This window comes from Paraburkholderia lacunae, from assembly GCF_003353175.1.
GTDB classification, from domain to species: domain Bacteria; phylum Pseudomonadota; class Gammaproteobacteria; order Burkholderiales; family Burkholderiaceae; genus Paraburkholderia; species Paraburkholderia lacunae.
In genome coordinates this window covers 252,766-276,662 of record NZ_QHKS01000011.1, presented here as the reverse complement: position 1 = coordinate 276,662, position 23,897 = coordinate 252,766, and the positions used below count along the sequence as shown (strand labels likewise).

Sequence of the window (23,897 nt, the reverse complement as noted above, 5' to 3'; positions counted from 1 at the left end):
ATTCGCCAATACATCCAGATCAACAACACTGATCCGAGACCTTTCAACTGGACCAAATCGGCCGACGACATCCTCGCCAGCGTCAAGCGATTTTGTCTACGAATTTCTAACTCGGGACACTAGATGGATCGCACCACCAACGCACCGCGCCGACTGCTGCGGTTGGTCGGCCGGTTGGCAGCATGTGCAGCGAGTCTTTCGCTCATGTGCATTGCTCCCGCATTCGCCGATCAACTCGAACAGCACAACGACCTCGTCAACAGATTTGTCAATGATATGCACGCAGACCCGTTAGTCGCGGACTGCGCAGCGCATGGCAACTTTGTCGCCAGCACCTCGACTGCCTTCGATCACGTCGAATTTCCACCGAGTTCTTTCGACAGCGCGCATGCGTCGGTGACGCCATGGAACGACTCGTTCGACGAGGGTAAGCAACGCGTCAAGGTGGACAACATCGTCACCGTCGAAGGACTAGGCATCCGGCCAAGCGGCGACGGCGATCCGGCCGATCTCAAGTTCCGCTGCGGCTACGTCGGCAACCAGATGCTGGCCTTCAGCTGGAACGATCCGGTGCCGCCGAACCGTGCACATAGCTCCGGCTCTACGGGCTCGAGCGTGTCGTCAGGCAAGCACAAGAGTGTGAAGGGCAAGCACGCGGCAAGCGGCAAGACGACGAAGAAAGCGAGCGGCAAGTCTTCGAAAGCGGTCTCGGGCAAATCGTCTGGCAAAGCCACTTCCAGCAAATCGAGTACGAAGAAATCCTCCGCGAAAAAAACTCCCTAACATTCGAAATCCGCGGCGCAGCATGGATGCCCGCGCCGTAGGTCCCGAAGGCAAAAAAGAGGCGCCCACCGCTCAAGTGGGCGCCTCTTTTTTATGCTGCGTCCGCTCGATAAACGAACACTGGACAAAATCAGGCAAACGTCTCCACATGCCGCAAAATCGCCTGCAGCATCGCGGCGCCGAGCGACGCGCTGCGCTCGCCGTTCCAGCCTACCCGCTCGTCGGGCAGATTGGCGTTGTCCTTGAACGGCATTTCGAGCGTCAACGACAGGCAGCCGAATTCGTTGCCGATGTACTTCGAAGCCAGCTTCAACGCGTCCTCGCGATACTTGCTCGCGGCATAGCCAAACTTGTCCTGAAAATCCGGGCTCGCATGTTTGAATGCTTCGATGAACGCCTTTTGCTCCAGCCCTTGCCGCTCGGTGAAACCCGGCAGCATTTCTGAACCGGCCACGAACACATACGGCAGTGCCTCGTCGCCGTGAATATCGAAGAACAGGTCACAACCAGTCCCGTGGATCGCATCGCGCACCACCAGCACTTCCGGGCTGCGCGCGGCATCCGGTTCCATCCATTCGCGATTCAGGTTCGCGCCCGCCGCGTTGGTGCGCAGATTGCCGTGCACGCTGCCGTCCGGATTCATGTTCGGCACGATGTAGAACACCGCGTGATCGTAAAGCTTGCGCGCGACCGGGTCACCCGCCCAATCGCCCCAGCCGGCCAGACGTTTCACCAGGCCCTCGATAAACCATTCGGCCATCGTCTCGCCGGGATGCTGACGGGCGATCAGCCAGACCTTCTTCTTGGGTGAGTCGCCGGTTTGGGGCGTGCCGAGCGTCAATAGCGATATCGGCCGGCCTTCCACGGTCTTGCCCAACTCCGTGAGCGTTGCCTGCGGCATCTGCTGCACTGCGCCGAGGAACTCCGAATGCCGCTCTTCGCTATACGGCTCGAAATACGCGTAATAAATGCGGTCGAAATCCGGCGTGTGATCGATCGTGAGCACGCGGCCGTCGTACGACGTCGGCACGCGGAACCAGTTCACCCGGTCATAACTCGCCACCGCCTGATAGTCGCGCCAGCCTTCGGCGAACGCGCAGGCAGCGGCGTTTTCAAAGGTCATCACGCAACGCTCGCCGGCAGCGCCAGAGACCCGGAAGTAGAACCACTGCGCGAACTCGGCGTGACTGTCGGGCCGCACGCGCAGACGGATATTGCCGGCCTCTTCGCAGGACAGCACTTCGATCGCGCCTGCGTCGAAGTTGCTCGTAATCGATAACGTCATCATGTTTTTCCCTGCTTGTGTGCGCGGCACTCGCTTTAGTCAGCGACGCGGCGGCGAAATACGTAGGTGGAATCGTTCGAGGCTTCGACGTCGAACGCATAGCCTTCAGCGTCGAAGTCCTTCAGTTGCTGCGGCGTGTTCAGGCGGTTCTCTACCGCGTAGCGCGCCATCAAGCCGCGCGCGCGTTTCGCGTGGAAGCTGATGATCTTGTAACGGCCGCCCTTCCAGTCTTCGAACACGGGCGTGACGACGGGCGCCTCGAGCAGCTTTGGTTTGACCGATTTGAAGTACTCGCCCGATGCGCAATTCACCAGCACGCGCGACGCCGCGGCGTTCTTCTTCAACTGCGCGTTCAACGCCTGCGTGATCCGCTCGCCCCAGAACGCGTACAGATCCTTGCCGCGCGGATTGGCAAAGCGCGTGCCCATTTCGAGCCGGTACGGTTGCAGCAGATCGAGCGGCCGCAACAATCCGTACAAGCCGGATAACACCCGCACATGGTTTTGCGCGTAGTCCAGATCGGCCGACGACAGCGTCTTCGCATTGAAGCCCTCGTACACGTCGCCGTTGAACGCGAGCACCGCCTGCTTGGCATTGTGTGTGCCGAAGGTCGGCGACCATTCGGCATAGCGCTGGAAATTGAGCTGCGCGAGCGGATCCGAAATGCCCATTAGCGTGGCAATCTGCTGCGGCGACAAACGGCGCAATCCGCCGATCAATTCGGCCGCATCGTCGACAAAATCGGGGATCGTGTGCTTTTTGACGTGTGGCGGGGTTTCGTAGTCGAGCGATTTCGCCGGCGACAGAACGATTATCATAGAGGCTTGCAGGCACGCCGTGCCTGGCGGTCAAAGACGAAAGCCAGATTGTAACGAATGCCCGGTTCCCATGCCTCACGCGGCGCTTTGCGCGTCGTCCTCGATTCCAACGTGTGGATCGATATTCTCGTGTTCGACGACCCGCACACGCGGCCGATCCGCGCCGCGCTCGAAAGCGGCGTGCTGGCCGCGCTGATCGACGCGCGCTGTCTCGCCGAACTGACCTACGTGCTCGACTATCCGCAATTCGTGCATCGCAATGTCGACAAGGCGGCCGCGCTGGCCGTCGTCGCGCGTCTCGCACAGCTGGTCGAACCGGCGGCGCCGGCGGAAGACGCCATGCCGTTGCCCAAATGCAAAGACCGTGACGACCAGAAGTTTCTCGAACTCGCGCACGCCGCGCAGGCCGACTGGCTGGTATCGAAGGATCGCGCGGTGTTGAAGTTGGCCAGGCGGATCGCGCGCGATTTCGGTTTTCAGATCGCGCAGCCGGCGCCCTTCGCCACGTTCGTCAGCGCCTCCTCGACGGTAGCCGGCGAGCCCGCGCCCGCATGACCCCTGGCCGAACGGCCAACGTGGGGCCGACTGCGCGCACGCGCCGCCGCGATTCCCTACAATCAGGTTTCGTCCTTTTCAAACGACGTCTTTCGCCAACTCACTCGCTCACGCTCCGAAAAGCGCCATGAATGCACCGCACGACACGCCCATGAGTCCCTCGTTTCCCTCTCGCCTGCCGGATGTCGGCACGACGATTTTCACCGTGATGAGCGCGCTCGCCGCTGAAAAAGGCGCGGTGAACCTCGGCCAAGGCTTTCCCGACTTCGGCTGCGATCCCCGAATTGTAGAGGCGGTCGCGAACGCCATGCGCGACGGTCACAATCAATATCCGCCGATGGCCGGCGCGGCGCCGCTACGTCAGGCGATCTCGGACAAAATCGCGAACCTTTACGGCCGCCGTTACGACGCCACCCACGAAATCACCGTGACAGCGGGCGCCACGCAAGCGTTGCTGACCGTGATTCTCTGCGCCGTGCATCCGGGCGACGAAGTGATCGTGGTCGAGCCAACTTACGACAGCTACTTGCCGTCGATCGAACTGGCGGGCGGCAAGCCGGTATTCGTCACGCTCGACGCACCGGATTACGCGATTCCGTTCGACAAGCTCGCCGCCGCGATCACGCCGAAAACGCGGCTGCTGCTGATCAACACGCCGCACAATCCGACCGGCACGGTCTGGCGCGCCGAGGACATGCACAAGCTCGAAGACATCGTGCGCGGCACCAACGTGCTAATTTTGTCCGACGAAGTGTACGAGCACATGGTGTACGACGGCGCACCGCACGAAAGCGTCGCGCGGTATCCGGAACTGGCGCAGCGTAGTTTCGTGGTGTCGAGCTTCGGCAAGACCTATCACGTGACGGGCTGGAAGGTGGGCTATGTGGCCGCGCCCGCCGCGCTGACGGCGGAATTCCGCAAGGTGCACCAGTTCAACGTGTTCACGGTCAACACGCCGATGCAGATCGGTCTTGCGCAATACATGCAGGATCCGGCACCGTATCTGGATCTGCCCGCGTTTTATCAGAAGAAGCGCGACTTTTTCCGCGCCGGTCTCGCGAATTCCCGCTTCAAGCTCCTACCTTGCACGGGCACGTACTTTCAGTGTGTCGACTATTCCGCGATCAGCGATTTGCCCGAAGCCGAATTCGCGCACTGGCTGACCGGCGAGATCGGCGTCGCGGCGATTCCCGTGTCGGCGTTCTATCACGAGGCGCATGAATCGGGCGTCGTGCGCTTCTGCTTTGCCAAGCAGGAAAGCACGCTGGCCACCGCGCTCGAACGGCTGGCGCGGCTCTAGGACGCCCCGCGCGATGCCGCGAACGAACCCACGTTCCCCGCCATCGCGCGTAGCGGCTAGGACCTGTGCGGCATGCCTTAGCTCGTTTCATCTGCCATATCGCCCGTCAAGCCGGACGCGACGCCGCGATATACGCCTTGCGGTCTTCGGTCACGCGCCGCGCGGCCGGCCGGTCGTTGATCGCCTTCACGTAGCTTTTCCAGTCGATGCCGACGTCGAGCAGAAAATCGCGGCCGTAGATCGTCTGCGTCGCCATGCCCACCAACGGCAGGCTCACATAACCCGCCGTATCGGCGACACTGAAGCGCTCGCCGCGCAAATAAGGGCCGAACTCCGCGATCCTTTTGAAGCCGGCGAGGTGATGCGCGAGCAGCTTCTCGACGCGCCCCTTGGTCGCCTCGGTCACCGTGCCGCCGAAGAACGCTTCCTTGTACAGATTGCGCGCGGTCAGTTCGAGATGCACGTCGACGAACATGATCAACTCACGCTCCTTGGCCGCTTCCCATGGGTCGACCGAGAAAATTGTCTTATCGGGAAAACGCGCGGCCAGATAGTCGACGATGCATTGCGACTCGCACAGATCGCCGTGCTCGGTCTGGATATAAGGCACCTTACCGAGCGGAGAATGCTCGAGCACCGTATCCTCCTGGCTCGGCAGCACGAACACTTCCTCGAACGGAATGCCGTGTTCGAGCAGCACGAACTTCACTTTGTTGTAGTAGTTGGACAGCGCGAAACCGCACAGCTTGATCATCGGGTGTCTCCTTCCTTCGGGTTGTTGAAGCCGCTCGTCAGACTCAATGCAGCGGCCTTCGATCAATCATCCAGTTAATTGCACGATCGTGCTATTCTAAAATAACCATGGAGTCGAGCATCACAATGACCTCTCGCAATTACAGCATCGAGACTATCGGCATTGTCGGAACCGGCGCAATGGGTCGCGGTATCGCCCAGATCGCCGCGCTGGCGGGTCTCACCGTGCGTCTCTATGATACGAAGCCCGCCGCGATCGGCGCCGCGCGCGACTACCTCGCCGACACATTCGCCAGGCTGACCGCCAAAGGCAAGCTCGACCAGGCCCGCTCGCTTGCCGCGCTCGCCAACGTGAGCGGCGCGCAGGTCATTGGCGATCTGGCCGATTGCGATCTGATCGTCGAAGCGGTCGTCGAAAAGCTCGACGTGAAGCAGGCCCTCTTCCGCGAACTCGAAACAGTGGTGAGCGGCAGCTGCGTGCTGGCGTCGAACACGTCGTCGCTGTCGATCACCGCAATCGCCGCGGGTTGCACCGATCCGTCGCGCGTGGCCGGTTACCACTTCTTCAATCCCGTGCCATTGATGAAGGTCGTCGAAGTGATCGACGGCCTGCGCAGCGATCCGGCGGTCGGCGACATGCTGATGGACCTCGCGCGCCGCATGGGCCACACGCCGGTGCGCGCGAAAGATATGCCCGGCTTCATCGTCAATCACGCCGGCCGCGGAATGAATACCGAAGGCCTGCGCGTGGCGGGCGAAGGTATCGCGAGCTTTGCCGATATCGACCGCATCATGCGCGAGCAGGCCGGCTTTCGGCTCGGGCCGTTCGAACTGCTCGATCTGACCGCACTCGACGTGTCGCATCCGGTGATGGAATCGATCTATCACCAGTTCTATGAAGAACCACGTTTCACGCCGTCGCCGATCACCGGCACGCGGCTCGCGGGCGGCCTGATCGGCCGCAAGACGGGCGAAGGTTTTTACCGCTACGAAGACGGCAAGCAGCAGGTGCCGGCCGAAGCGCCTGCACCGACCGAACTGCCTGAAAGCGTGTGGGTCAGCAAGCGTTATCCGCAAGCGCATGAAGCTGTCGTGCAACTGGTCGCCAACGCTGGCGTGACGCTCGACGAAGGGGCCACGCCCGCTGCCAATTCACTGATCGTCGTCACGCCGTTCGGTTATGACGCGACCACTGCCGCCGTCGACGAAGCACTCGATGCGAACCGCGTGGTCGCGCTCGACACACTATTCCCGCTGCACGGCGCGCAACGCCGCACGCTGATGACAACGCCCGCCACGACCCGCACCGCACGCGACACCGCGCATGCGCTGTTTGCCGCCGACGGCACGCCCGTCACGGTGATCCGCGACTCGACTGGATTCGTCGCGCAACGCGTGGTGGCAACGATCGTCAACATCGGCTGCGATATCGCGCAAAAGCAGATCGCCACGCCCGCAGACATCGATCTCGCCGTGACGCTCGGGCTCGGCTACCCACGCGGTCCGCTCTCACTCGGCGATGCGCTCGGCGCGAATACGATCCTGACGATTTTGCGCAATATCTTCAGCGTGCTTGGCGATCCGCGCTACCGGCCCTCGCCATGGCTCGCGCGGCGGGCGCAACTCGGTCTGTCGCTGACCCAACGCGACGCTGCCGATACCCAAACGGAGACACAACAATGAGCGCCGAACTGCTGACCTCGCGCCCGACCGAAAGCGAATCGACGCTGGTCCTCACGCTCTCGAATCCCGGTGCGCGCAACGCGTTGCATCCGGACATGTATGCCGCGGGCATCGAAGCGCTCGATTCAGTAGAGCGCGATCCGTCGATCCGCGCAGTGGTGATCACCGGCGCGGACAACTTCTTCTGCGCCGGCGGCAATCTGAACCGCTTGCTGGAAAACCGTGCGAAAGATCCGTCGGTGCAGGCGGAAAGCATCGACCTGCTCGGCGAATGGATTTCCGCGCTGCGGCTGTCGTCGAAGCCGGTGATCGCCGCGGTCGAAGGCGCCGCGGCCGGCGCGGGCTTCTCGCTCGCGCTCGCGTGCGACCTGATCGTCGCCGCTGAGGACGCCAAATTCGTGATGTCGTACGCGCGCGTCGGCCTGACGCCGGATGGCGGCGGTTCGTGGTTTCTCGCGCAAGCTTTGCCGCGCCAGCTGGCGACCGAAGTGCTGATCGAAGGCAAGCCGATCGGCGCCGCGCGTTTGCATGATCTCGGCGTCGTCAACAAACTGGCGAAGGCCGGCGCCGTGCGCGACACCGCTGTCGCCTGGGCCGACGAACTCGGCAAGATTTCGCCGCATTCGGTGGCGCGCATCAAGGGCTTGATCGGTGCAGCCGGCGCACAGCCGCTCGCCGACCATCTGGTTGCGGAGCGCGACAGCTTCGTCGCGTCGCTGCATCATCGCGACGGGCTCGAAGGGATTTCCGCGTTCCTCGAAAAACGTGCTCCGGTCTACAAGTGACGTGACGAGAGAGTGAATAAAGGGACCATGTCCGAATATCAACTCCCCAAACGCCGCCGCATCTTTCTGATGCGCCACGGCGACGTAACCTACTTCGACGACTCCGGCCGCGCGATCGATCCGGAGACCGTGCCGTTGAACGCCAACGGCCGCGAGCAGGCAAGCGCGGCGGGCCGCGTGTTTGCCGCGCAGAACGTGCGTTTCGATCGCGTGATCGTCAGCGGTTTGCCGCGCACGGTCGAAACCGCGCAGCGCGTCCTGGCCGAAACGGGCCAACAGATCGAACTCGAGATCGAGCCTGCGTGGCAGGAAATCCGCGGTGGCAAGCTGAGCAATATTCCGCCGCAAGATATCGAGGCGGCTTTTCTGGGTGTGTTCGACGGCATCGTGCCGGAAAGCGCACGCTTTCTCGACGGTGAAACGATCGGCGCGCTGTTCGATCGCGTGCTGCCCGCGGTGGCGGCGCTGCGCGAGGACACGTCGTGGGACACCGCGCTGCTCGTGCTGCACGGCGGCGTGAATCGCGCGATTCTGTCGCATGCGCTCACCGCCGGCGGCCGCACTTTCTTCGGCCATCTGGCGCAGGCCACCGGCTGTATCAACGCGCTCGACATCGGCGCCGCGCCGCGCGACTGGGTGCTGCGCACGATCAACTATTCACCGCCGTCGCCGCTGCATCGCGACGTTCGCAATACGACGATGGAAATGCTCTACGCACAATTCATTCAATACAAGCGTAGCTGAAACCGAACTGGAGGAGACACATGGTGCGAGCCACACAGACTGGCGAACCAGAACACCAAGCGGATTATTCGGCCTTCGAGGGCACGCGTCCGGTCAACGAGCGGCAACGCTTCGACAGCGATGCGCTCGCCGCGTGGCTGTCCCAGCATGTCGGCGGGTTTTCAGGGCCGCTCACGCTCGAGCAATTCGCCGGTGGTCAGTCGAATCCCACATTCAAACTGATTACGCCGTCGCGTTCGTATGTCATGCGCGCCAAGCCAGGGCCGGCTGCAAAGCTGCTGCCGTCTGCGCACGCCATCGAGCGCGAATACCGCGTGATGCATGCGCTAGCCGGCACCGACGTGCCGGTCGCGAAGATGCTTGCCCTGTGCGAGGACGAAAGCGTAATCGGCCGCGCGTTTTATGTCATGGAGTTCGTTGAAGGCCGCGTGTTGTGGGATCAATCTTTGCCCGGCATGACGCCGCTTGAGCGCGCGGCCATCTACGACGAGATGAATCGCGTGATCGCCGCGCTGCATAGCGTCGATGTCGCGGCAGCCGGCCTTGCGGACTACGGCAAACCGGGTAACTACTTCGCGCGCCAGATCGGCCGCTGGAGCAAACAGTACATCGCGTCCGAAACCGAACCGATCGACGCGATGCAGCGCCTGATCGAATGGCTGCCGCAGCATATTCCGGCCGAAACGAGCGAGCGCACCTCGGTCGTGCATGGCGATTACCGGCTCGACAATCTGATCTTTCACCCGCACGAACCGCGCGTGCTCGCCGTGCTCGACTGGGAACTGTCGACGCTCGGCGATCCGCTCGCCGACTTCGCCTATCACTGCATGGCGTGGCATGTCGATCCGGGCCAATTTCGCGGCATTGCGGGTCTCGACTGGGCAGCGCTCGGCATTCCCGACGAAGCGCAGTATGTGGAGCGCTATTGCAAACGCACCGGCTTCGAGATTCACGGCGACTGGAATTTCTACCTGGCGTACAACATGTTCCGCATCGCCGCGATCCTGCAAGGGATCATGAAACGCGTCGTCGACGGCACGGCAGCCAGTGCGCAGGCACTCGACGCCGGCCGCCGCGCCAGGCCGATGGCGGAACTCGCGTGGCGCTACGCACAGAAGGTGAGCTAGCCGACTCGGCGTACCGGCTTGCGCTAACGATCAAACGTCATTCGTCATCCGCGAGGTCATACATGAATTTCGACTACACCCCGAAGGTTCAGGCACTGCGCGAGAAACTGCTCGCCTTCTTCGACGAGCACATTTATCCGAACGAGCAGGCGTTCTACGCCGAGATCGCACGCAATCGCCAGAACGGCAACGCATGGCTGCCGACCGAGCTCATCGAGCAACTGAAACTGAAGGCGCGCGACGCCGGCTTGTGGAATCTGTTTCTGCCTGAATCCGTGCGCGGCGCCGGTCTGACGAATCTCGAATATGCGCCGCTGTGCGAGATCATGGGCCGCGTGCCCTGGGCGCCGGAAGTGTTCAACTGCAATGCGCCCGACACCGGCAACATGGAAACGATCGAGCGCTACGGCAGCGAAGACAACAAGCGCGAGTGGCTCGAACCGCTGCTGCAAGGCCAGATCCGTTCGGCGTTTCTGATGACCGAGCCGGAAGTGGCGTCATCGGATGCGACCAATATCCAGACGAGCATCGTGCGCGATGGCGACTCCTATGTGATCAACGGCCACAAGTGGTGGTCGTCCGGCGCGGGCGATCCGCGCTGCAAGATCTATATCGTGATGGGCAAGACCGATCCCGAAGCACCGCGCCATCAACAGCAGTCGATGATTCTGGTGCCGGCCGATGCCACCGGCATCACCGTGCACCGCCCTCTCAACGTATTCGGCTACGACGACGCGCCGCACGGTCACATGGAAATCACGCTTCAGAACGTGCGGGTGCCGGCGGCCAACATGCTGCTCGGCGAAGGACGCGGCTTTGAGATCGCGCAAGGTCGCCTCGGACCGGGACGGATTCACCACTGCATGCGCTTGATCGGGCTCGCCGAGCGCGCGCTCGAACTGATGGTGAAACGCTCGATGCAGCGCGTCGCGTTCGGCAAGCCGGTCGCCGCGCAGGGCGTCACGCAGGAGCGCATGGCCGAAGCGCGCTGCATGATCGAGCAGGCGCGCCTTCTGACACTGAAGACCGCGTACATGATGGACACGGTCGGCAACAAGGGCGCGCGCGGCGAGATCGCGATGATCAAGGTGGTCGCGCCGAACATGGCGTGCCAGGTGATCGACTGGGCGATCCAGGCGCACGGCGGCGGCGGGGTCAGCGATGATTTCCCGCTGGCCTACGCCTATGCGTCCGCACGGACGCTGCGCTTCGCCGACGGTCCCGACGAAGTGCACCGCAACGCCATCGCGAAACTTGAACTTGCGCGCTATATGGATGCGAGCGCGGCGGCTCGCGTGGAGATGCCGTTTACGCGGGTGTGAGGTTGAATCCGGGTTTGGATTCGAGGTTGGATTCGAGGTTGGATTCGAGGCTGGATTCGAGGCTGGATTCGAGGCTGGATTCGAGGCTGGATTCGAGGCTGATTCCGGCGCCGCGCGCTTGAGTTCGCGCGCGACGCCGTCGCCAGCAGCATCGTTCGATCTGTGCTCTAATTTTCGCCAGTTGCGGCGTCCTTTGCGGCGCCGCTTTCACGAAACAAAGGAGTCTCGATGATCGACGTCTACAGCTGGGCAACCCCGAACGGCCACAAAGTTCACATCATGCTCGAGGAAACGGGCCTCGCGTACGCCGTGCACGGCGTGAACATTGGCGCCGGCGACCAGTTCAAACCCGAATTCCTCGACATCAGCCCGAACAACAAGATTCCGGCGATCGTCGATTCCGACGGCCCGAAGCGCGCCGACGGCAAGCCGTTCGCACTGTTCGAATCGGGAGCGATTCTGATCTACCTGGCCGAAAAAACCGGCAAGCTCCTGCCCTCCGACCCGGCTTCGCGCTATGCAACACTGCAATGGCTGATGTTCCAGATGGGCGGCCTGGGGCCGATGCTCGGGCAAACGCATCATTTCCGCGTCTACGCGCCGGAGCCGATCGAATACGCGATCAATCGCTACACGAACGAGACGCGGCGCCTGTACGGCGTCATGGATACACAACTCGGCAAGACGCAATATCTCGCCGGCAACGACTACACGATCGCCGATATCGCTGCGTTTCCCTGGACACGCTCGTGGCAGAACCAGGGCGTCGACCTCGATGCGTTTCCGAACGTGAAGCGTTGGCACGAGGAAATTGCCGTACGTCCCGCGGTGGTGCGTGGCGTCGACGTGTTGGCGTCGGCACGCAAGCCGCTCATGGACGACAGGGCCAAAGAGATGCTGTTCGGCGCGACGCAATACGCGAAACATTGAAGCGATTTTGCGGTATCAGCAGCAAAAAAGCGCGAGCCGGCATTCATGCCGCTCGCGCTTTTTTGTCCGGCTTGCACGCGCTGAACCGCTAGAAGTAGTGCCGCGTGATGAACTCCGCGACACACACCGGCCGCTCACTGCCCTGCAGTTCGAGCGTCACATTCCACGCGACCTGAACGCCTGCGTTGTCGACATCTTCGACGGACTCCACCGCGAACCTGGCACGCAGTTGCGAGCCCACCAGCACCGGCGACGTGAACCGCACGCGGTTCAATCCGTAATTGACACCCATACGCTGCTTGAGCGCCACCGTCTTTCCCAGCAGCGCCGGAATCAGCGACAACGTCATGAAGCCATGCGCGATCGGGCCGCCGAAGGGCGACTCACGCCGCGCCCGCTCTGGGTCAACGTGAATCCACTGGTGATCGCCGGTAGCCTCGGCGAAACGATCGACGCTCGGCTGATCGACCGTCAGCCACTCGCTCACGAGCGGTTGCGCGCCTACCAGCGCGCGCAACGCCTGTGCATCGTCGAACGTAGCGGCAGGCGCCGCGCTGCCCGTCATGACTCGGCTCCCGGATTACGCAACCCGAAGAGCCCCTTCGAGCGCACGATAATCACCGTTTCGCCATGCTGATTGATGCCTTCCCACTGCGTCGATACGATGCCGCGATCCGGCTTGCTCGCCGAAACACGCTTGTCGAGCACGGCGTTCGTCATCGTGATCGTGTCGCCGACGCGGACCGGTTTCAACCAGCGAATCTCGTCGATACCTGGCGAACCCATCGATGTGGAGCCGGCGATCGTGTTGCGCACCAGCATCCCCATCATGACCGAACAGGTGTGCCAGCCGCTTGCGATCAGCCCGCTGAACGGCGACTCGGCGGCTGCCGCCTCATCGACGTGAAACGGCTGGGGATCGAACTGCTGCGCAAACGCAACGATCTCTTCACGCGTGAACGTATGCTTGCCGATTTCGGTAGTCGTACCGACCACCATGTCCTCAAAACTCAAACCCATCTTCGCACCTCTTATTTGTTCGACCCAACTGGCCAATCAGGCTTCGGCGGTGGCAAACCCCGGCAACGCAGCGAAGCGCGCGAGATGGTGATCGACATCGCCCAAGGTTGTCTCGATGATCGAAAGGCGTTTGAACAGATGCGCCGCGGCCACTTCGTTCGTGACGCCCATGCCGCCGTGCAACTGCACCGCCTGCTGGCCGACGAAACGCGCGGCCTGGCCGACCCGCGCCTTCGCAGCGGACACAGCGCGACGGCGCTGGTCCGCCTCTTCGCTGCTGTAGCGCACGGCTGCCAGGTAAGTCACTGAACGAGCCTGCTCGGCGTGAATCAGCATCTCGACCATGCGATGCTGCAACGCCTGAAACCGCGCGATCGGCTGGCCGAATTGCTGGCGCGTCCTGGTGTACTCGACCGTGGCGTGATTCAGTGCGTCGAGCGCGCCAACGGCCTCTGCGCACAGCAGTACCGTGCCGTAATCCGCGATGTGCTCGAGTGCCGCCGCGCCGGCGTGTCGGCCGGCGAGCCGGCGTGCCGGTGTACCGTGGAACTCGAGGGTGGCGGCACGTTGACCGTCGATCGTGCGATAGTCGGTTACTTTGACGCCGGCCGCATCGCGCGCGACGACGAAGAGCGCGATCTCGCCGTTCAGCCGGGCCGGCACGATCCAGTAGTCAGCTTGCGCGCCATGCAGCACAATCGACTTCGTGCCGCTCAACGTCTGCTGCTCGTCTTGCCCGCTCGCGGTGGTCTGAACCTCGAACAGATCGTAACGGGCGCGCGGTTCGTGAAATGCCACCGCCAGCTTGATGTCGCCCTGCGCCGCGCTTTCGAGCAGAGATGCGTCCTCGCCCTGCGCCGTGCCGGCCAGCCGCAATGCTTCAATGCCCACGGCGGTCGCCCAATACGGCTCGACCACCAGCGCGCGCCCCAACTCCTGCATGACCACCAGCATGTCGATCGCGCTGCCATTGAAGCCGCCATGAGCTTCCGGCACCGGCAACGCCGTCAGGCCGAGTTCCGTGAAGGCCGACCAATGTGCAGCCGACACGCCAGCTTCCGATTGCACGATCGCCTGACGCGCCTCGAACCCATAGCTCTTGTCCAGATAGCGGCGCAGTGCATCCGCGAATTGCTGCTGTTCGTCGTTGAAAGTGAAGTCCATGCGCCGCCCCTCAAAGTCCGAGAATCATCTGCGCGATGATGTTCTTTTGAATTTCGTTCGAGCCGCCGTATATCGACGTTTTGCGGAAGTTGAAGTAGTACGCGGCCAGCGGCGCGGCGTCATCGTCACCGGCTACGCTGTGTTCGTGTTCGCCTTCGAGGAACGGCACATCGAACGGTGCGGCGAGCGGGCCGATCGCCTCGAACATCAATTCGGTCAGACCTTGCTGCACTTCCGTGCCCTTGATCTTGAGCATCGATGCCTCCGGTCCCGGTCCGCGTCCACCCGTTTCATTGGCGACGACGCGTTGCACGGTGACTTCGAGCGCCATCAGCTCGATCTCCAGGCTCGCGACTTTTGCAGCGAACACGGGATCATGCAGAAGCGGCTTGCCGTTCTTCCTCTGGTCGAGCGCGAGGCGCTTCAGAAATACGAGTTCGCGCTTGGACTGGCCGACGCGGGCAATACCGGTGCGCTCGTGCCCGAGCAGATACTTCGCGTAGGTCCAGCCGCGGTTCTCTTCACCCACCAGATTTTCGACCGGCACCTTCACGTCTTCGAAAAAGACTTCGTTGACTTCGTGATCTTCGTCGAGCGTGATGATCGGACGCACGGTGATGCCCGGCGTTTTCATGTCGATCAGCAGGAACGAGATGCCCTCTTGCTTCTTCGCGCCGCTATCAGTGCGCACGAGGCAGAACATCATGTCGGCATACTGGCCGAGCGTGGTCCAGGTTTTCTGGCCGTTGACGACGTAATGATCGCCGGCGCGCTCGGCGCGTGTACGCAGCGACGCCAGATCGGAACCGGAACCCGGCTCCGAGTAGCCCTGGCACCACCAGTCTGTACCATCGAGAATGCGTGGCAAATAGCGGCGCTTCTGCGCCTCGTTGCCGTACTTCATCAGCACGGGCGCCACCATCGAAACGCCGAACGGCAACACGGACGGCGCGCCGATACGTGCGCACTCTTCGTCCCAGATGTGTCGTTGCGTCGCGTCCCAGCCCGGGCCGCCGTATTCTTTCGGCCAGGCGACCACCGACCAGCCGCGCGTGCCGAGCAGTTTGTGCCAGCTTGCGAAGTCGTCGCGATTCAGACGTTTGTGGTTGAGTACTTTGTCGCTCAGCTCGCGAGGCAGATTCGCTTCGAGCCAGGCGCGGATGTCGGCGCGGAACGCGTCGTCAGCGGGGGAATAGTCCAGATTCATGCGCAGGGTCTCCTGGCCGCAGCCGCCCGCTGCCAGTGAACCACCGCGCTATTGCAGCGGTTCCTTCAGTGCAGCCGGGACCGGCAGCGGCATCACTTCGATGCCTTCTTCGACCAAGGCTCTCGCGTCTTCCGGTGTCGTGACACCGCGAATATTGCGCGCTGGCGCTTCGTTGTAGTGAATGCGCCGTGCTTCCTCGGCGAAGCGGTCGCCCACGTTCTCGGTCTTTTCGAGTACCTCGCGCAGTGCGCGCATGACACGCGCCTGCATTTCCCCTGTGTCCGCCGCTGGGACTCTCGTGTCAGTCGCGCCAGACAGATTCAGCCGGGGCGCCGACGGCAAACGGCTTACTTCGTTCGCACCGCAGATCGGACATTCGACGAGCTTGCGGGACTGCTGCGATTCGAAGTCATCAGCCGAAGCAAACCAGCCTTCGAACCGATGGCCATGCGGACACTGTAAATCGAGGACCTTCATGTGGAATCAGGGCTTGCGTGCCAGTTTAGCGCAAAATGAAAATTTGTGAACGGTCGTTCGCAATTTTTTACGGGCGGCGCGTTAACACCAAACGTCACAAAAAATCGAACGTGTGAGCGATTTTAACCCTTTGCGCAGCGGGTTGCCGAAGGTCGCACAGGTTAGATACCTTCCCCCCGTAACTAAAAAGCCCCTGTCGGTCACAGACCAACAGGGGCTTTTTATGGACTTTCCAGAACTGCTGCGACGCGCGCCTATCTCTCTGCACGGTTGAGCGCCGAGCGCGCTATCGCGGCTCCGCAGTCGGCCAAGTCCCCGACAAAACCTTCTCCAACCAGAACGTGCCGATAATCGTTTTTACGTCAGTGATCTTGCCGGTGCGTACCCATTCGGACACGTCGGCAACGCTGGCCGTGAACAGCTCGAGGAACTCGCCGTCGTCGAGTTTGCGCTCGCCGGCGGTCAAACCGCGTGCGAGGTAGATATCGATGAATTCGGTCGAGTAGGAAATGATCGGATGAACGCGCGTCAGATAGACGTATTCGCGCGCGGTGTAGCCGGTTTCTTCCCGCAACTCACGCTTTGCGCATGCCAGCGCGCCTTCATTCGGATCGAGCTTGCCCGCTGGATACTCCACCATGACCTTGCCCATCGGATAGCGGTACTGGCTTTCCATCAGCACGCGGCCGTCGTCGAACAGCGGAATCACCATCACCGCGCCCGGATGCTGAACGTACTCGCGGGTTGCGTGCTTGCCGTCCGGCAAGCGGACGGTATCGCACTTGACCGTGAGGAACGGCCCTTGATAGACCGTTCTGCTCTCGAGACAGGTCTCAGTCAGTGCGGCGTCGTGATCGGGAAGTGCAGCCATTTGCGGACCTCAGGACAACGTGGTGCGCGACGGCGAGACGCCGTCAGCGGCGTTTGACGAGATACTGGAAGGTGAAGCCGGGAAACGCGAACACGACGAACAGCGCAAACGTGATCGCATAGAACTGCCACCCTTGTTCGAAGCGGTTGCCTGCGCGCGCTTCAAGCAGAAAACCGAGCGCGCCGACCACGAAATACAGCACGATCAGTTCGGCAATCCGGATCCACGCGCTCTTCTTCGCCGCTTTCAAAGGCACGGCGGCAAAGAGACGCTGATTCAGGAACGGCAGGTTGGCGCCGACCAGCGCCAACAACACGATAAACCAACCCGCAGCCGACATCAGAGCAGCAGCGTGTGCTGGATTGCCTGCAGGCAGGCCTTCAATAGCGGATCCGGCACGATGCCGAGCACCAGCACGGCAACCCCGTTGAGCGCGAGCAATGCACGCGTGCTAGTGTCGGCGTGGATCGGCGACTTGTCTTGCGGCTCGTCGAAGTACATCAGCTTGACGATACGCAAGTAGTAGAACGCGCCGAACAGCGACGTGATCACGGCCAGCACGGTCAGCCAGGTCAATCCGGCGTTCATGGTTGCCTGCAGCACGGCGAGCTTCGCGTAGAAGCCGACGGCGGGCGGGATGCCGGCGAGCGAGAACATCATCACCATCATCACGAACGCGAACACCGGGCTGCGCTGGTTCAAGCCCTTGAAGTCGTCGAGCGTATCTGCTTCGAAATCGCGGCGCGCCAGCAGCATGATGATGCCGAAGGTGCCCATCGTCGTGATCAGATAGACGATGCTGTAGTACATGGCCGAGCCGTACGCGTTGGCCGCGCCGGTGGTCTTCTGATCCACCACCCCTGCCAGCAGCCCCAGCAGGACGAAACCCATGTTCGAGATCGCCGAGTACGCGAGCATGCGCTTCACGTTGCGTTGCACGATACCGGTGATGTTGCCGACGATCAGCGACAGCGCGGCGAGAATCACCAGCATTTGCTGCCATTCGACAGCCAGCGGCAGCAGACCCATCACGAGGAAGCGCAGGCCCCACGCGAAAGCCGCGACCTTCGGACCGCCACCGACCAGCAGAGTCATCGCCGTCGGCGCGCCCTGATACACGTCCGGCACCCACATGTGGAACGGCACCGCCCCCATCTTGAACGCCACGCCCGCCACGATGAAGATCACGCCGAACAGCAGCACGCTCGGATCGTAATGGCTCGTGCCGATTGCCTTGAACACTTCGTTCAGGTCGAGCGAGCCGGTCGCGCCGTACAGCATCGAGATGCCGTACAGCAGGAAACCCGAAGCCAGCGCGCCGAGCACGTAATACTTCATTGCCGCTTCGTTCGACGGCGCCGCGTCACGACGCAGCGCAATCGCGCCGTACAGCGACAGCGACATCAGTTCCAGACCGAGGTACAGCGTCAGGAAGTTGTTGCCGGAGATCATCACCAGCTGGCCGAGCAGCGAGAACATGCCCAGCAGGAAGAAGTCGCCACGGAACAGACCGCGGTCTTCGAGGTATTTGCGCGAGTAAACGATCGACACGGTATAGCCGAGCGTCACCACCGCTTTCATCACATTGGCAAACGAATCCACCACATACATGTGACCGAAGAAGTAGTGCACTTGCGGGTCGAACGCGTTCATTGCGAACCAGATGCCGGCCACGAGCGTCGATAGGAACGCGATGAAATACGTGGTGCGGCGACCGGACTCGCCGACGAAGGTGTCGTTGAGCCACGCGACGACAACGGCGAGCATCACCAGTGCGTCGGGCAACAGAGCTGTCATAGGGGCGTTTTGCATGATCTTTAAGTTCCTCCGCTCTGCATTACTGTGTCAACGGCAGCTTCGATTGCGCGACGTGGGAGAGGAGGTTTTCCACGGATACGTGCATCACATCGGTAAAGGGCTTCGGATACAGGCCCATGAACAGCGTCAGTGCGGCGAGCACTGCCAGCATGAAAAATTCGCGACGGTTGATGTCGGCGAGGCTCTTCACGTGATCGTTGGCGACCGCGCCGAAGTACACGCGCTTGTACATCCACAGCGTGTAGGCCGCGCCGAGAATCAGCGTGACTGCCGCACCGCCTGCGATCCAGAAGTTGTACTGGACTGCCGCCAGAATCACCATGAACTCGCCGACGAAACCGGAAGTACCCGGCAAGCCGCAATTCGCCATCGAGAACAGCATCACGAACGCCGCGAACTTCGGCATCATGTTGACGACGCCGCCGTAATCGGCGATCTGACGCGAGTGCATCCGGTCGTAAAGTACGCCGATACTCAGGAACATCGCGCCCGACACGAAACCGTGCGAAATCATCTGCACGATCGCGCCTTCCACGCCGAGCTGGTTGAAGATGAAGAAACCGAGCGTCACAAAACCCATGTGCGCGATCGACGAATACGCGACCAGCTTCTTCATGTCCGACTGGACCATCGCAACCAGGCCGATGTAGATCACGGCGATCAGCGACAGCGTGACGACGACCGGCGCAAGGAAGTGGCTCGCATCCGGCGTGATCGGCAGCGAGAAGCGCAGGAAACCGTATGCGCCGAGCTTCAGCATGATCGCGGCCAGCACGACCGAGCCGCCGGTCGGCGCTTCCACGTGGGCGTCAGGCAACCACGTGTGCACCGGCCACATCGGCACCTTCACGGCAAAGGCCAGGAAGAACGCTATGAATAGCAACACCTGCGGGGTCATGGCGACCTGCGCGTTCTGCCATGTCGCCAGATCGAACGTGCCGGTCTGGATGTACAGGTACAGCAGCGCGACCAGCATCAGCAGCGAGCCCATCAGCGTGTACAGGAAGAACTTGAACGCCGCGTACACGCGGTCCGGCCCACCCCACACGCCGATGATGATGTACATCGGAATCAGCGTCGCTTCGAAGAACACGTAGAACAGCATGCCGTCCGCCGCGCTGAACACGCCGACCATAATGCCGGACAGGATCAGGAACGAAGCAAGGTACTGCGCGACATTCTTCGTAATGACTTCCCACCCGGCGATCACCGTGATCACCGTGATCACTGCGGTCAGCACGACAAACCACATCGAGATGCCGTCGACACCCAGGTGATACGTAATGTTGAAGCGCTCGATCCAGTTCGCCTTTTCGACAAACTGCAACTCGGCGCTGCTCGAATCAAAACCGGTAATCAGCGGGATCGTCACGAGGAAGCTGACGACCGAGCCAATCAGGGCAATCCAGCGCGCTGGACCCGGGTTCCGGTCGGAGCCGATAGCCAGGACCAGGAGACCGACGAGGATCGGCAACCAGATCGCAATACTGAGAATCGGATAAGCGTGCATTAGTGTCCCTCGCCTTATTTGCCGCCGAGCGTTACAAACAGGGTCAGGAGCCCCAGCATGCCGATAATCATGGCGAACGCGTAGTGATAGATATAGCCGGATTGGAGGAAGCGGATCACGCCGGCAAACCAGCCGATAAAGCGCGCGCTGCCGTTGACGATACCGTCGATGACCACGACGTCGCCTTCCTTCCAGAGACCACGGCCGATCGCCACGGCGCCCCTCGCGAACACGACTTCGTTGATCTTGTCCATGTAGTACTTGTTGTCGAGCAGCGTATAGATCGGGCCGAACGCGCGCTTGATGACAGCCGGCAGATCAGGACGGACCAGATACAGGAACCACGCGACCGCTACGCCCGCGAGTGCCAGCCACACCGGCAAGCCGGCAACCGAGTGCAGACCCATCTGGCTCCAGCCGACGAACTCGTGGCTCATCTCTTCCAGTGCCGGATGGTTTTCGCCGATGAAAATCACCTTCTCGAACGCGACACCGTGTTGGAAGAAGTCGCCGAACAGCATCGGACCGATCGCGATCGCGCCGATCACCACCGACGGAATCGCCAGCAGCACCAGCGGCACCCACACGACCCACGGGGTTTCGTGCGGCTCGTGCGCATGGTCGTCGTGACCATGGCCGTGTGCGTCGTGGCCGTGACCATGCGCTGCGGCTTCCGCGCCCATCGGCGATTCCGGATGTTTCGGATCGCGGAAGCGCTCCTTGCCGTGGAACACCATGAAGTACATACGGAACGAATACAGCGCAGTCACGAACACGCTCGCCACCACCGCGAAGTACGCGAAACCCGAACCCGGCAGATGGGACAGCTTCACCGCGTCGATGATCGAGTCTTTCGAATAGAAGCCCGCGAAGAACGGCGTACCGATCAGCGCCAGCGAACCGACCAGCGACGTGATCCACGTGATCGGCATGTACTTGCGCAGACCACCCATGTTGCGCATGTCCTGATCGTGGTGCATGCCGATGATCACGGAACCCGCGCCGAGGAACAGCAGCGCCTTGAAGAACGCGTGCGTCATCAGGTGGAAGATGGCGACCGGATAAGCCGACACGCCGAGCGCAACCGTCATGTAACCGAGCTGCGACAGCGTCGAGTACGCGACCACGCGCTTGATGTCGTTCTGGACGATCCCGAGGAAGCCCATGAACAACGCCGTAATCGCGCCGATCACCGTGATGAACGACAGCGCGCTCTCCGACAGCTCGAACAGCGGCGACATGCGCGCGACCATGAAGATACCGGCCGTCACCATGGTTGCCGCGTGAATCAGCGCGGAGATCGGCGTCGGGCCTTCCATCGAATCCGGCAGCCAGACGTGCAGCGGGAACTGCGCCGACTTACCCATCGCACCGATGAACAGGCAAATGCAGGCGACCGTCAGCAGGCCCCAGTCCGTGCCCGGAAAGCTCAAGGCGGCGAGTTCGGTGCGCTTCGCGAACACATCGCCGTAGTTCATCGAACCAGCGAACGCGAACAGCAGGCCGATGCCGAGCAGGAACCCGAAGTCGCCGACGCGATTCACGAGGAACGCCTTCATGTTCGCGTAGATCGCGCTCTCACGGGTGAAGTAGAAGCCGATCAGCAGGTACGACACCAGACCCACCGCTTCCCAGCCGAAGAACAGCTGCAGGAAGTTGTTGCTCATCACGAGCATCAGCATCGAGAACGTGAACAGCGCGATGTACGAGAAGAAGCGCTGGTAGCCGTCGTCGTCGGCCATGTAGCCGATCGTGTAGATGTGCACCATCAGCGACACGAAGGTCACCACGCACATCATCATCGCCGTCAGCGAGTCGACCAGGAAGCCGACCTCGAACTTGGTCTTGCCGATCATCATCCATTCATAGACGGTCGCATTGAAGCTCGCGCCGTTCAGCACATCGACAAACACGATGGCCGACAGGATGAAGGAGATCGCGACGCCGAGGATCGTTACCGAGTGGGCACCGGCTCGCCCTACCGCTTTCCCGAACAGCCCCGCAATCAGGGAGCCGGCCAGCGGTGCCAGCGGAATCGCCAGCAGCAGGTTTTCATTGAGTGTCGTTGACATAACAGCTTTACCTGAAATTAACCTTTGAGCTGATCGAGATCCTCGACATTGATCGTGTCGAGGCTACGGAACAGGGTCACCAGAATTGCGAGGCCGATCGCCGATTCCGCTGCTGCAACCGTCAGCACGAAGAAGACGAAGATCTGGCCATGCACGTCGCCGAGGTAATGCGAGAACGCGACGAAATTGGTGTTCACCGCCAGCAGCATCAGTTCGATCGCCATCAGGATGATGATGACGTTGCGACGGTTCAGGAAAATGCCAACGACGCTAATCGCAAACAGGATTGCGCCAAGGACGAGGTAGTGAGCTAGGGTCATGATTTTTATCTCCTGTCTGCTCAGCCGTTCTTGCCGGCCGCAGAGTCGGCCGCTGCTGCGGCTTCTTCCGCCGCGAGAGTCGCCGCGGTTTTTTCCGATGCCATCTTCACGACGCGCACGCGATCCTGAGCACGCACCTTGACCTGCTCGCCGACCCTTTGGCGCTTGCTGTCCTTCTTGTGGCTCGTGGTCAGCGCGACCGCCGCGATGATCGCGACCAGCAGCACGAGGCCGGCCACTTCGAACGCGAAGATGTAGTCGGTGTAGATGATCTTGCCTATGATGCGGGTGTTCGACCAGCCGGCCATCCCGTTGGCCGCAGCCGTGGTGTCGCGCAGCGCCGTCGCGGTCGCGCCGTAGCCATGCCACAGGATCAGCGCGGTCTCGATCACGATGATCGCGCCCACCAGGGTCGCCATCGGCACGAAGCGTTTGAAGTCGCGCCGCAGCACGTCGACGTTGATGTCCAGCATCATCACGACGAACAGGAACAGCACCATCACCGCGCCCACGTAGACCAGCACCAGCAGGATCGCGAGGAACTCGGCCTGCAGCAGCATCCAGATCGCCGCCGCGTTGAAGAACGCCAGCACCAGAAACAGTGCGGACGCCACCGGGTTGCGCGAGGTGATCACCTTCAGTCCTGAGACAACCAGGAGCAGCGCGAAGATGTAGAACAGTACGGTCGTGAATTCCATGATTACCGGTTCATCGTTAGGCCATCGTCAGGCATTGTTCTTTGGCACGTGCATCTGGCAGAAAGGCCGCACAGCTGCGCCATGCCGCGGCGGTGAGGCCGCGGCGCTCGGCCCGACAACAGGCCGTTTTACGTTTTACTGCATCAAACAGAAGCGTCTCAACGATACGGTGCGTCAGCTGCCTTGTTCGCGGCGATCTCCGCTTCGTAGCGATCGCCAACGGCCAGCAGCATTTCTTTCGTGAAGTACAGATCGCCACGCTTTTCGCCGTGATATTCGAGAATGTGCGTCTCGACGATCGAATCGACGGGGCAGCTTTCTTCGCAGAAACCGCAGAAGATGCACTTGGTCAGGTCGATGTCGTAACGCGTCGTGCGGCGCGTGTTGTCCGCGCGCGTTTCCGATTCGATCGTGATGGCGAGCGCCGGGCACACTGCTTCGCACAGCTTGCAGGCGATGCAGCGTTCTTCACCGTTTTCATAGCGGCGCAGTGCATGCAGGCCGCGAAAACGCGGCGAGATCGGCGTCTTCTCCTCCGGAAACTGCACCGTGATCTTGCGCTGGAACGCGTAACGTCCCGTCAGCGCGAGACCTTTGAGCAGTTCCGTCAGGAAGAAGGTCTTGAAAAAATTTTGGATTGCGGTCATGGGTTCAT

General features: G+C 61.6%; 25 protein-coding genes and 1 pseudogene. 10 read left to right on the top strand and 16 right to left on the bottom strand.

Annotated elements, in window-relative coordinates; all coding sequences use genetic code 11:
- Positions 1–123: pseudogene (locus DLM46_RS19105) on the top strand (IS630 family transposase); the annotation flags it as partial.
- Positions 124–783, top strand: coding sequence for a BspC domain-containing protein (locus DLM46_RS19100; RefSeq protein WP_115102539.1), 660 nt, complete (start codon positions 124–126; stop codon positions 781–783). It abuts the pseudogene before it with no gap.
- A gap of 130 nt (positions 784–913) precedes the next feature.
- On the opposite strand, the gene DLM46_RS19095 is transcribed toward DLM46_RS19100, so the two are convergent.
- Positions 914–2,068: a M14 family metallopeptidase gene (locus tag DLM46_RS19095; protein WP_115102604.1), complete on the bottom strand. Its 1,155-nt coding sequence runs from the start codon at positions 2,066–2,068 to the stop codon at positions 914–916.
- Between the two features lie 35 nt (positions 2,069–2,103).
- Positions 2,104–2,886, bottom strand: a complete 783-nt coding sequence (gene yaaA, locus DLM46_RS19090) for a peroxide stress protein YaaA (RefSeq protein ID WP_115102537.1) — start codon at positions 2,884–2,886, stop codon at positions 2,104–2,106.
- 57 nt (positions 2,887–2,943) lie between these two features.
- Between yaaA and DLM46_RS19085 the strand changes: the two genes are divergently transcribed.
- Both DLM46_RS19085 and DLM46_RS19080 read left to right on the top strand, forming a co-directional pair.
- Entirely contained in the window at positions 2,944–3,441 is a 498-nt protein-coding gene (locus DLM46_RS19085; RefSeq protein ID WP_115102534.1) for a putative toxin-antitoxin system toxin component, PIN family, read from the top strand.
- Positions 3,442–3,568: 127 nt separating this feature from the next.
- Positions 3,569–4,741, top strand: a complete 1,173-nt coding sequence (locus DLM46_RS19080) for a pyridoxal phosphate-dependent aminotransferase (protein ID WP_115102531.1) — start codon at positions 3,569–3,571, stop codon at positions 4,739–4,741.
- A 106-nt stretch (positions 4,742–4,847) separates the two neighbouring features.
- Here the strand turns inward: DLM46_RS19080 and DLM46_RS19075 are convergent, their stop codons facing one another.
- Entirely contained in the window at positions 4,848–5,495 is a 648-nt protein-coding gene (locus DLM46_RS19075; RefSeq protein WP_115102529.1) for a glutathione S-transferase family protein, read from the bottom strand.
- Between the two features lie 125 nt (positions 5,496–5,620).
- Here DLM46_RS19075 and DLM46_RS19070 point away from each other — a divergent pair, with 125 nt between their 5' ends.
- The 6 genes from DLM46_RS19070 to DLM46_RS19045 all read left to right on the top strand — a co-directional run bounded on the left by DLM46_RS19070 (position 5,621) and on the right by DLM46_RS19045 (position 12,085).
- Positions 5,621–7,177, top strand: coding sequence for a 3-hydroxyacyl-CoA dehydrogenase (locus DLM46_RS19070; RefSeq protein ID WP_115102603.1), 1,557 nt, complete (start codon positions 5,621–5,623; stop codon positions 7,175–7,177).
- A complete protein-coding gene (locus tag DLM46_RS19065) occupies positions 7,174–7,962 on the top strand; it encodes an oxepin-CoA hydrolase, alternative type (RefSeq protein WP_115102526.1) in 789 nt (262 codons plus the stop codon). Before DLM46_RS19070 ends, DLM46_RS19065 begins: the two co-directional genes overlap by 4 nt.
- Positions 7,963–7,989: 27 nt before the next feature.
- The gene (locus tag DLM46_RS19060; RefSeq protein WP_115102524.1) at positions 7,990–8,706 is read left to right on the top strand and encodes a histidine phosphatase family protein; all 717 of its coding nucleotides are present in this window, start codon (positions 7,990–7,992) and stop codon (positions 8,704–8,706) included.
- A gap of 20 nt (positions 8,707–8,726) precedes the next feature.
- Positions 8,727–9,833: a phosphotransferase gene (locus DLM46_RS19055; RefSeq protein ID WP_115102522.1), complete on the top strand. Its 1,107-nt coding sequence runs from the start codon at positions 8,727–8,729 to the stop codon at positions 9,831–9,833.
- Positions 9,834–9,895: 62 nt separating this feature from the next.
- Positions 9,896–11,155, top strand: coding sequence for an acyl-CoA dehydrogenase family protein (locus DLM46_RS19050; protein WP_115102519.1), 1,260 nt, complete (start codon positions 9,896–9,898; stop codon positions 11,153–11,155).
- A 228-nt stretch (positions 11,156–11,383) separates the two neighbouring features.
- Positions 11,384–12,085 carry a glutathione binding-like protein gene (locus DLM46_RS19045; RefSeq protein ID WP_115102517.1) on the top strand — a complete coding sequence of 234 codons (702 nt, stop codon included), beginning with the start codon at positions 11,384–11,386 and terminating at the stop codon, positions 12,083–12,085.
- Positions 12,086–12,173: 88 nt separating this feature from the next.
- Here the strand turns inward: DLM46_RS19045 and DLM46_RS19040 are convergent, their stop codons facing one another.
- The 13 genes from DLM46_RS19040 to nuoI all read right to left on the bottom strand — a co-directional run bounded on the left by DLM46_RS19040 (position 12,174) and on the right by nuoI (position 23,889).
- On the bottom strand, positions 12,174–12,650 hold the full coding sequence (locus DLM46_RS19040) for a MaoC family dehydratase (RefSeq protein ID WP_115102515.1): 477 nt from the start codon (positions 12,648–12,650) through the stop codon (positions 12,174–12,176).
- A complete protein-coding gene (locus DLM46_RS19035) occupies positions 12,647–13,105 on the bottom strand; it encodes a MaoC family dehydratase (RefSeq protein WP_115102513.1) in 459 nt (152 codons plus the stop codon). The genes DLM46_RS19040 and DLM46_RS19035 overlap by 4 nt, the downstream gene beginning before the upstream one ends.
- A gap of 36 nt (positions 13,106–13,141) precedes the next feature.
- Positions 13,142–14,269 carry an acyl-CoA dehydrogenase family protein gene (locus DLM46_RS19030; RefSeq protein WP_115102510.1) on the bottom strand — a complete coding sequence of 376 codons (1,128 nt, stop codon included), beginning with the start codon at positions 14,267–14,269 and terminating at the stop codon, positions 13,142–13,144.
- A 10-nt stretch (positions 14,270–14,279) separates the two neighbouring features.
- Complete coding sequence (locus DLM46_RS19025) at positions 14,280–15,476, bottom strand: acyl-CoA dehydrogenase family protein (RefSeq protein ID WP_115102508.1); 1,197 nt, start codon at positions 15,474–15,476, stop codon at positions 14,280–14,282.
- A gap of 48 nt (positions 15,477–15,524) precedes the next feature.
- Positions 15,525–15,953, bottom strand: a complete 429-nt coding sequence (locus tag DLM46_RS19020; protein ID WP_115102505.1) for a DUF1178 family protein — start codon at positions 15,951–15,953, stop codon at positions 15,525–15,527.
- A 286-nt stretch (positions 15,954–16,239) separates the two neighbouring features.
- On the bottom strand, positions 16,240–16,824 hold the full coding sequence (locus DLM46_RS19015) for an NUDIX domain-containing protein (RefSeq protein WP_115102503.1): 585 nt from the start codon (positions 16,822–16,824) through the stop codon (positions 16,240–16,242).
- 43 nt (positions 16,825–16,867) lie between these two features.
- A complete protein-coding gene (locus DLM46_RS19010) occupies positions 16,868–17,164 on the bottom strand; it encodes a DUF2818 family protein (RefSeq protein WP_007175603.1) in 297 nt (98 codons plus the stop codon).
- Positions 17,164–18,636, bottom strand: a complete 1,473-nt coding sequence (nuoN, locus tag DLM46_RS19005) for an NADH-quinone oxidoreductase subunit NuoN (protein ID WP_115102500.1) — start codon at positions 18,634–18,636, stop codon at positions 17,164–17,166. Before nuoN ends, DLM46_RS19010 begins: the two co-directional genes overlap by 1 nt.
- Before the next feature lie 25 nt (positions 18,637–18,661).
- Positions 18,662–20,152 carry an NADH-quinone oxidoreductase subunit M gene (locus DLM46_RS19000; protein ID WP_115102498.1) on the bottom strand — a complete coding sequence of 497 codons (1,491 nt, stop codon included), beginning with the start codon at positions 20,150–20,152 and terminating at the stop codon, positions 18,662–18,664.
- Between the two features lie 14 nt (positions 20,153–20,166).
- Entirely contained in the window at positions 20,167–22,224 is a 2,058-nt protein-coding gene (nuoL, locus tag DLM46_RS18995; protein ID WP_115102495.1) for an NADH-quinone oxidoreductase subunit L, read from the bottom strand.
- Between the two features lie 17 nt (positions 22,225–22,241).
- A complete protein-coding gene (gene nuoK, locus DLM46_RS18990; RefSeq protein ID WP_115102602.1) occupies positions 22,242–22,547 on the bottom strand; it encodes an NADH-quinone oxidoreductase subunit NuoK in 306 nt (101 codons plus the stop codon).
- Positions 22,548–22,564: 17 nt separating this feature from the next.
- Positions 22,565–23,242, bottom strand: a complete 678-nt coding sequence (locus DLM46_RS18985) for an NADH-quinone oxidoreductase subunit J (RefSeq protein WP_115102493.1) — start codon at positions 23,240–23,242, stop codon at positions 22,565–22,567.
- Between the two features lie 158 nt (positions 23,243–23,400).
- The gene (gene nuoI, locus DLM46_RS18980; protein WP_090803773.1) at positions 23,401–23,889 is read right to left on the bottom strand and encodes an NADH-quinone oxidoreductase subunit NuoI; all 489 of its coding nucleotides are present in this window, start codon (positions 23,887–23,889) and stop codon (positions 23,401–23,403) included.
- Positions 23,890–23,897: the final 8 nt, after the last annotated feature.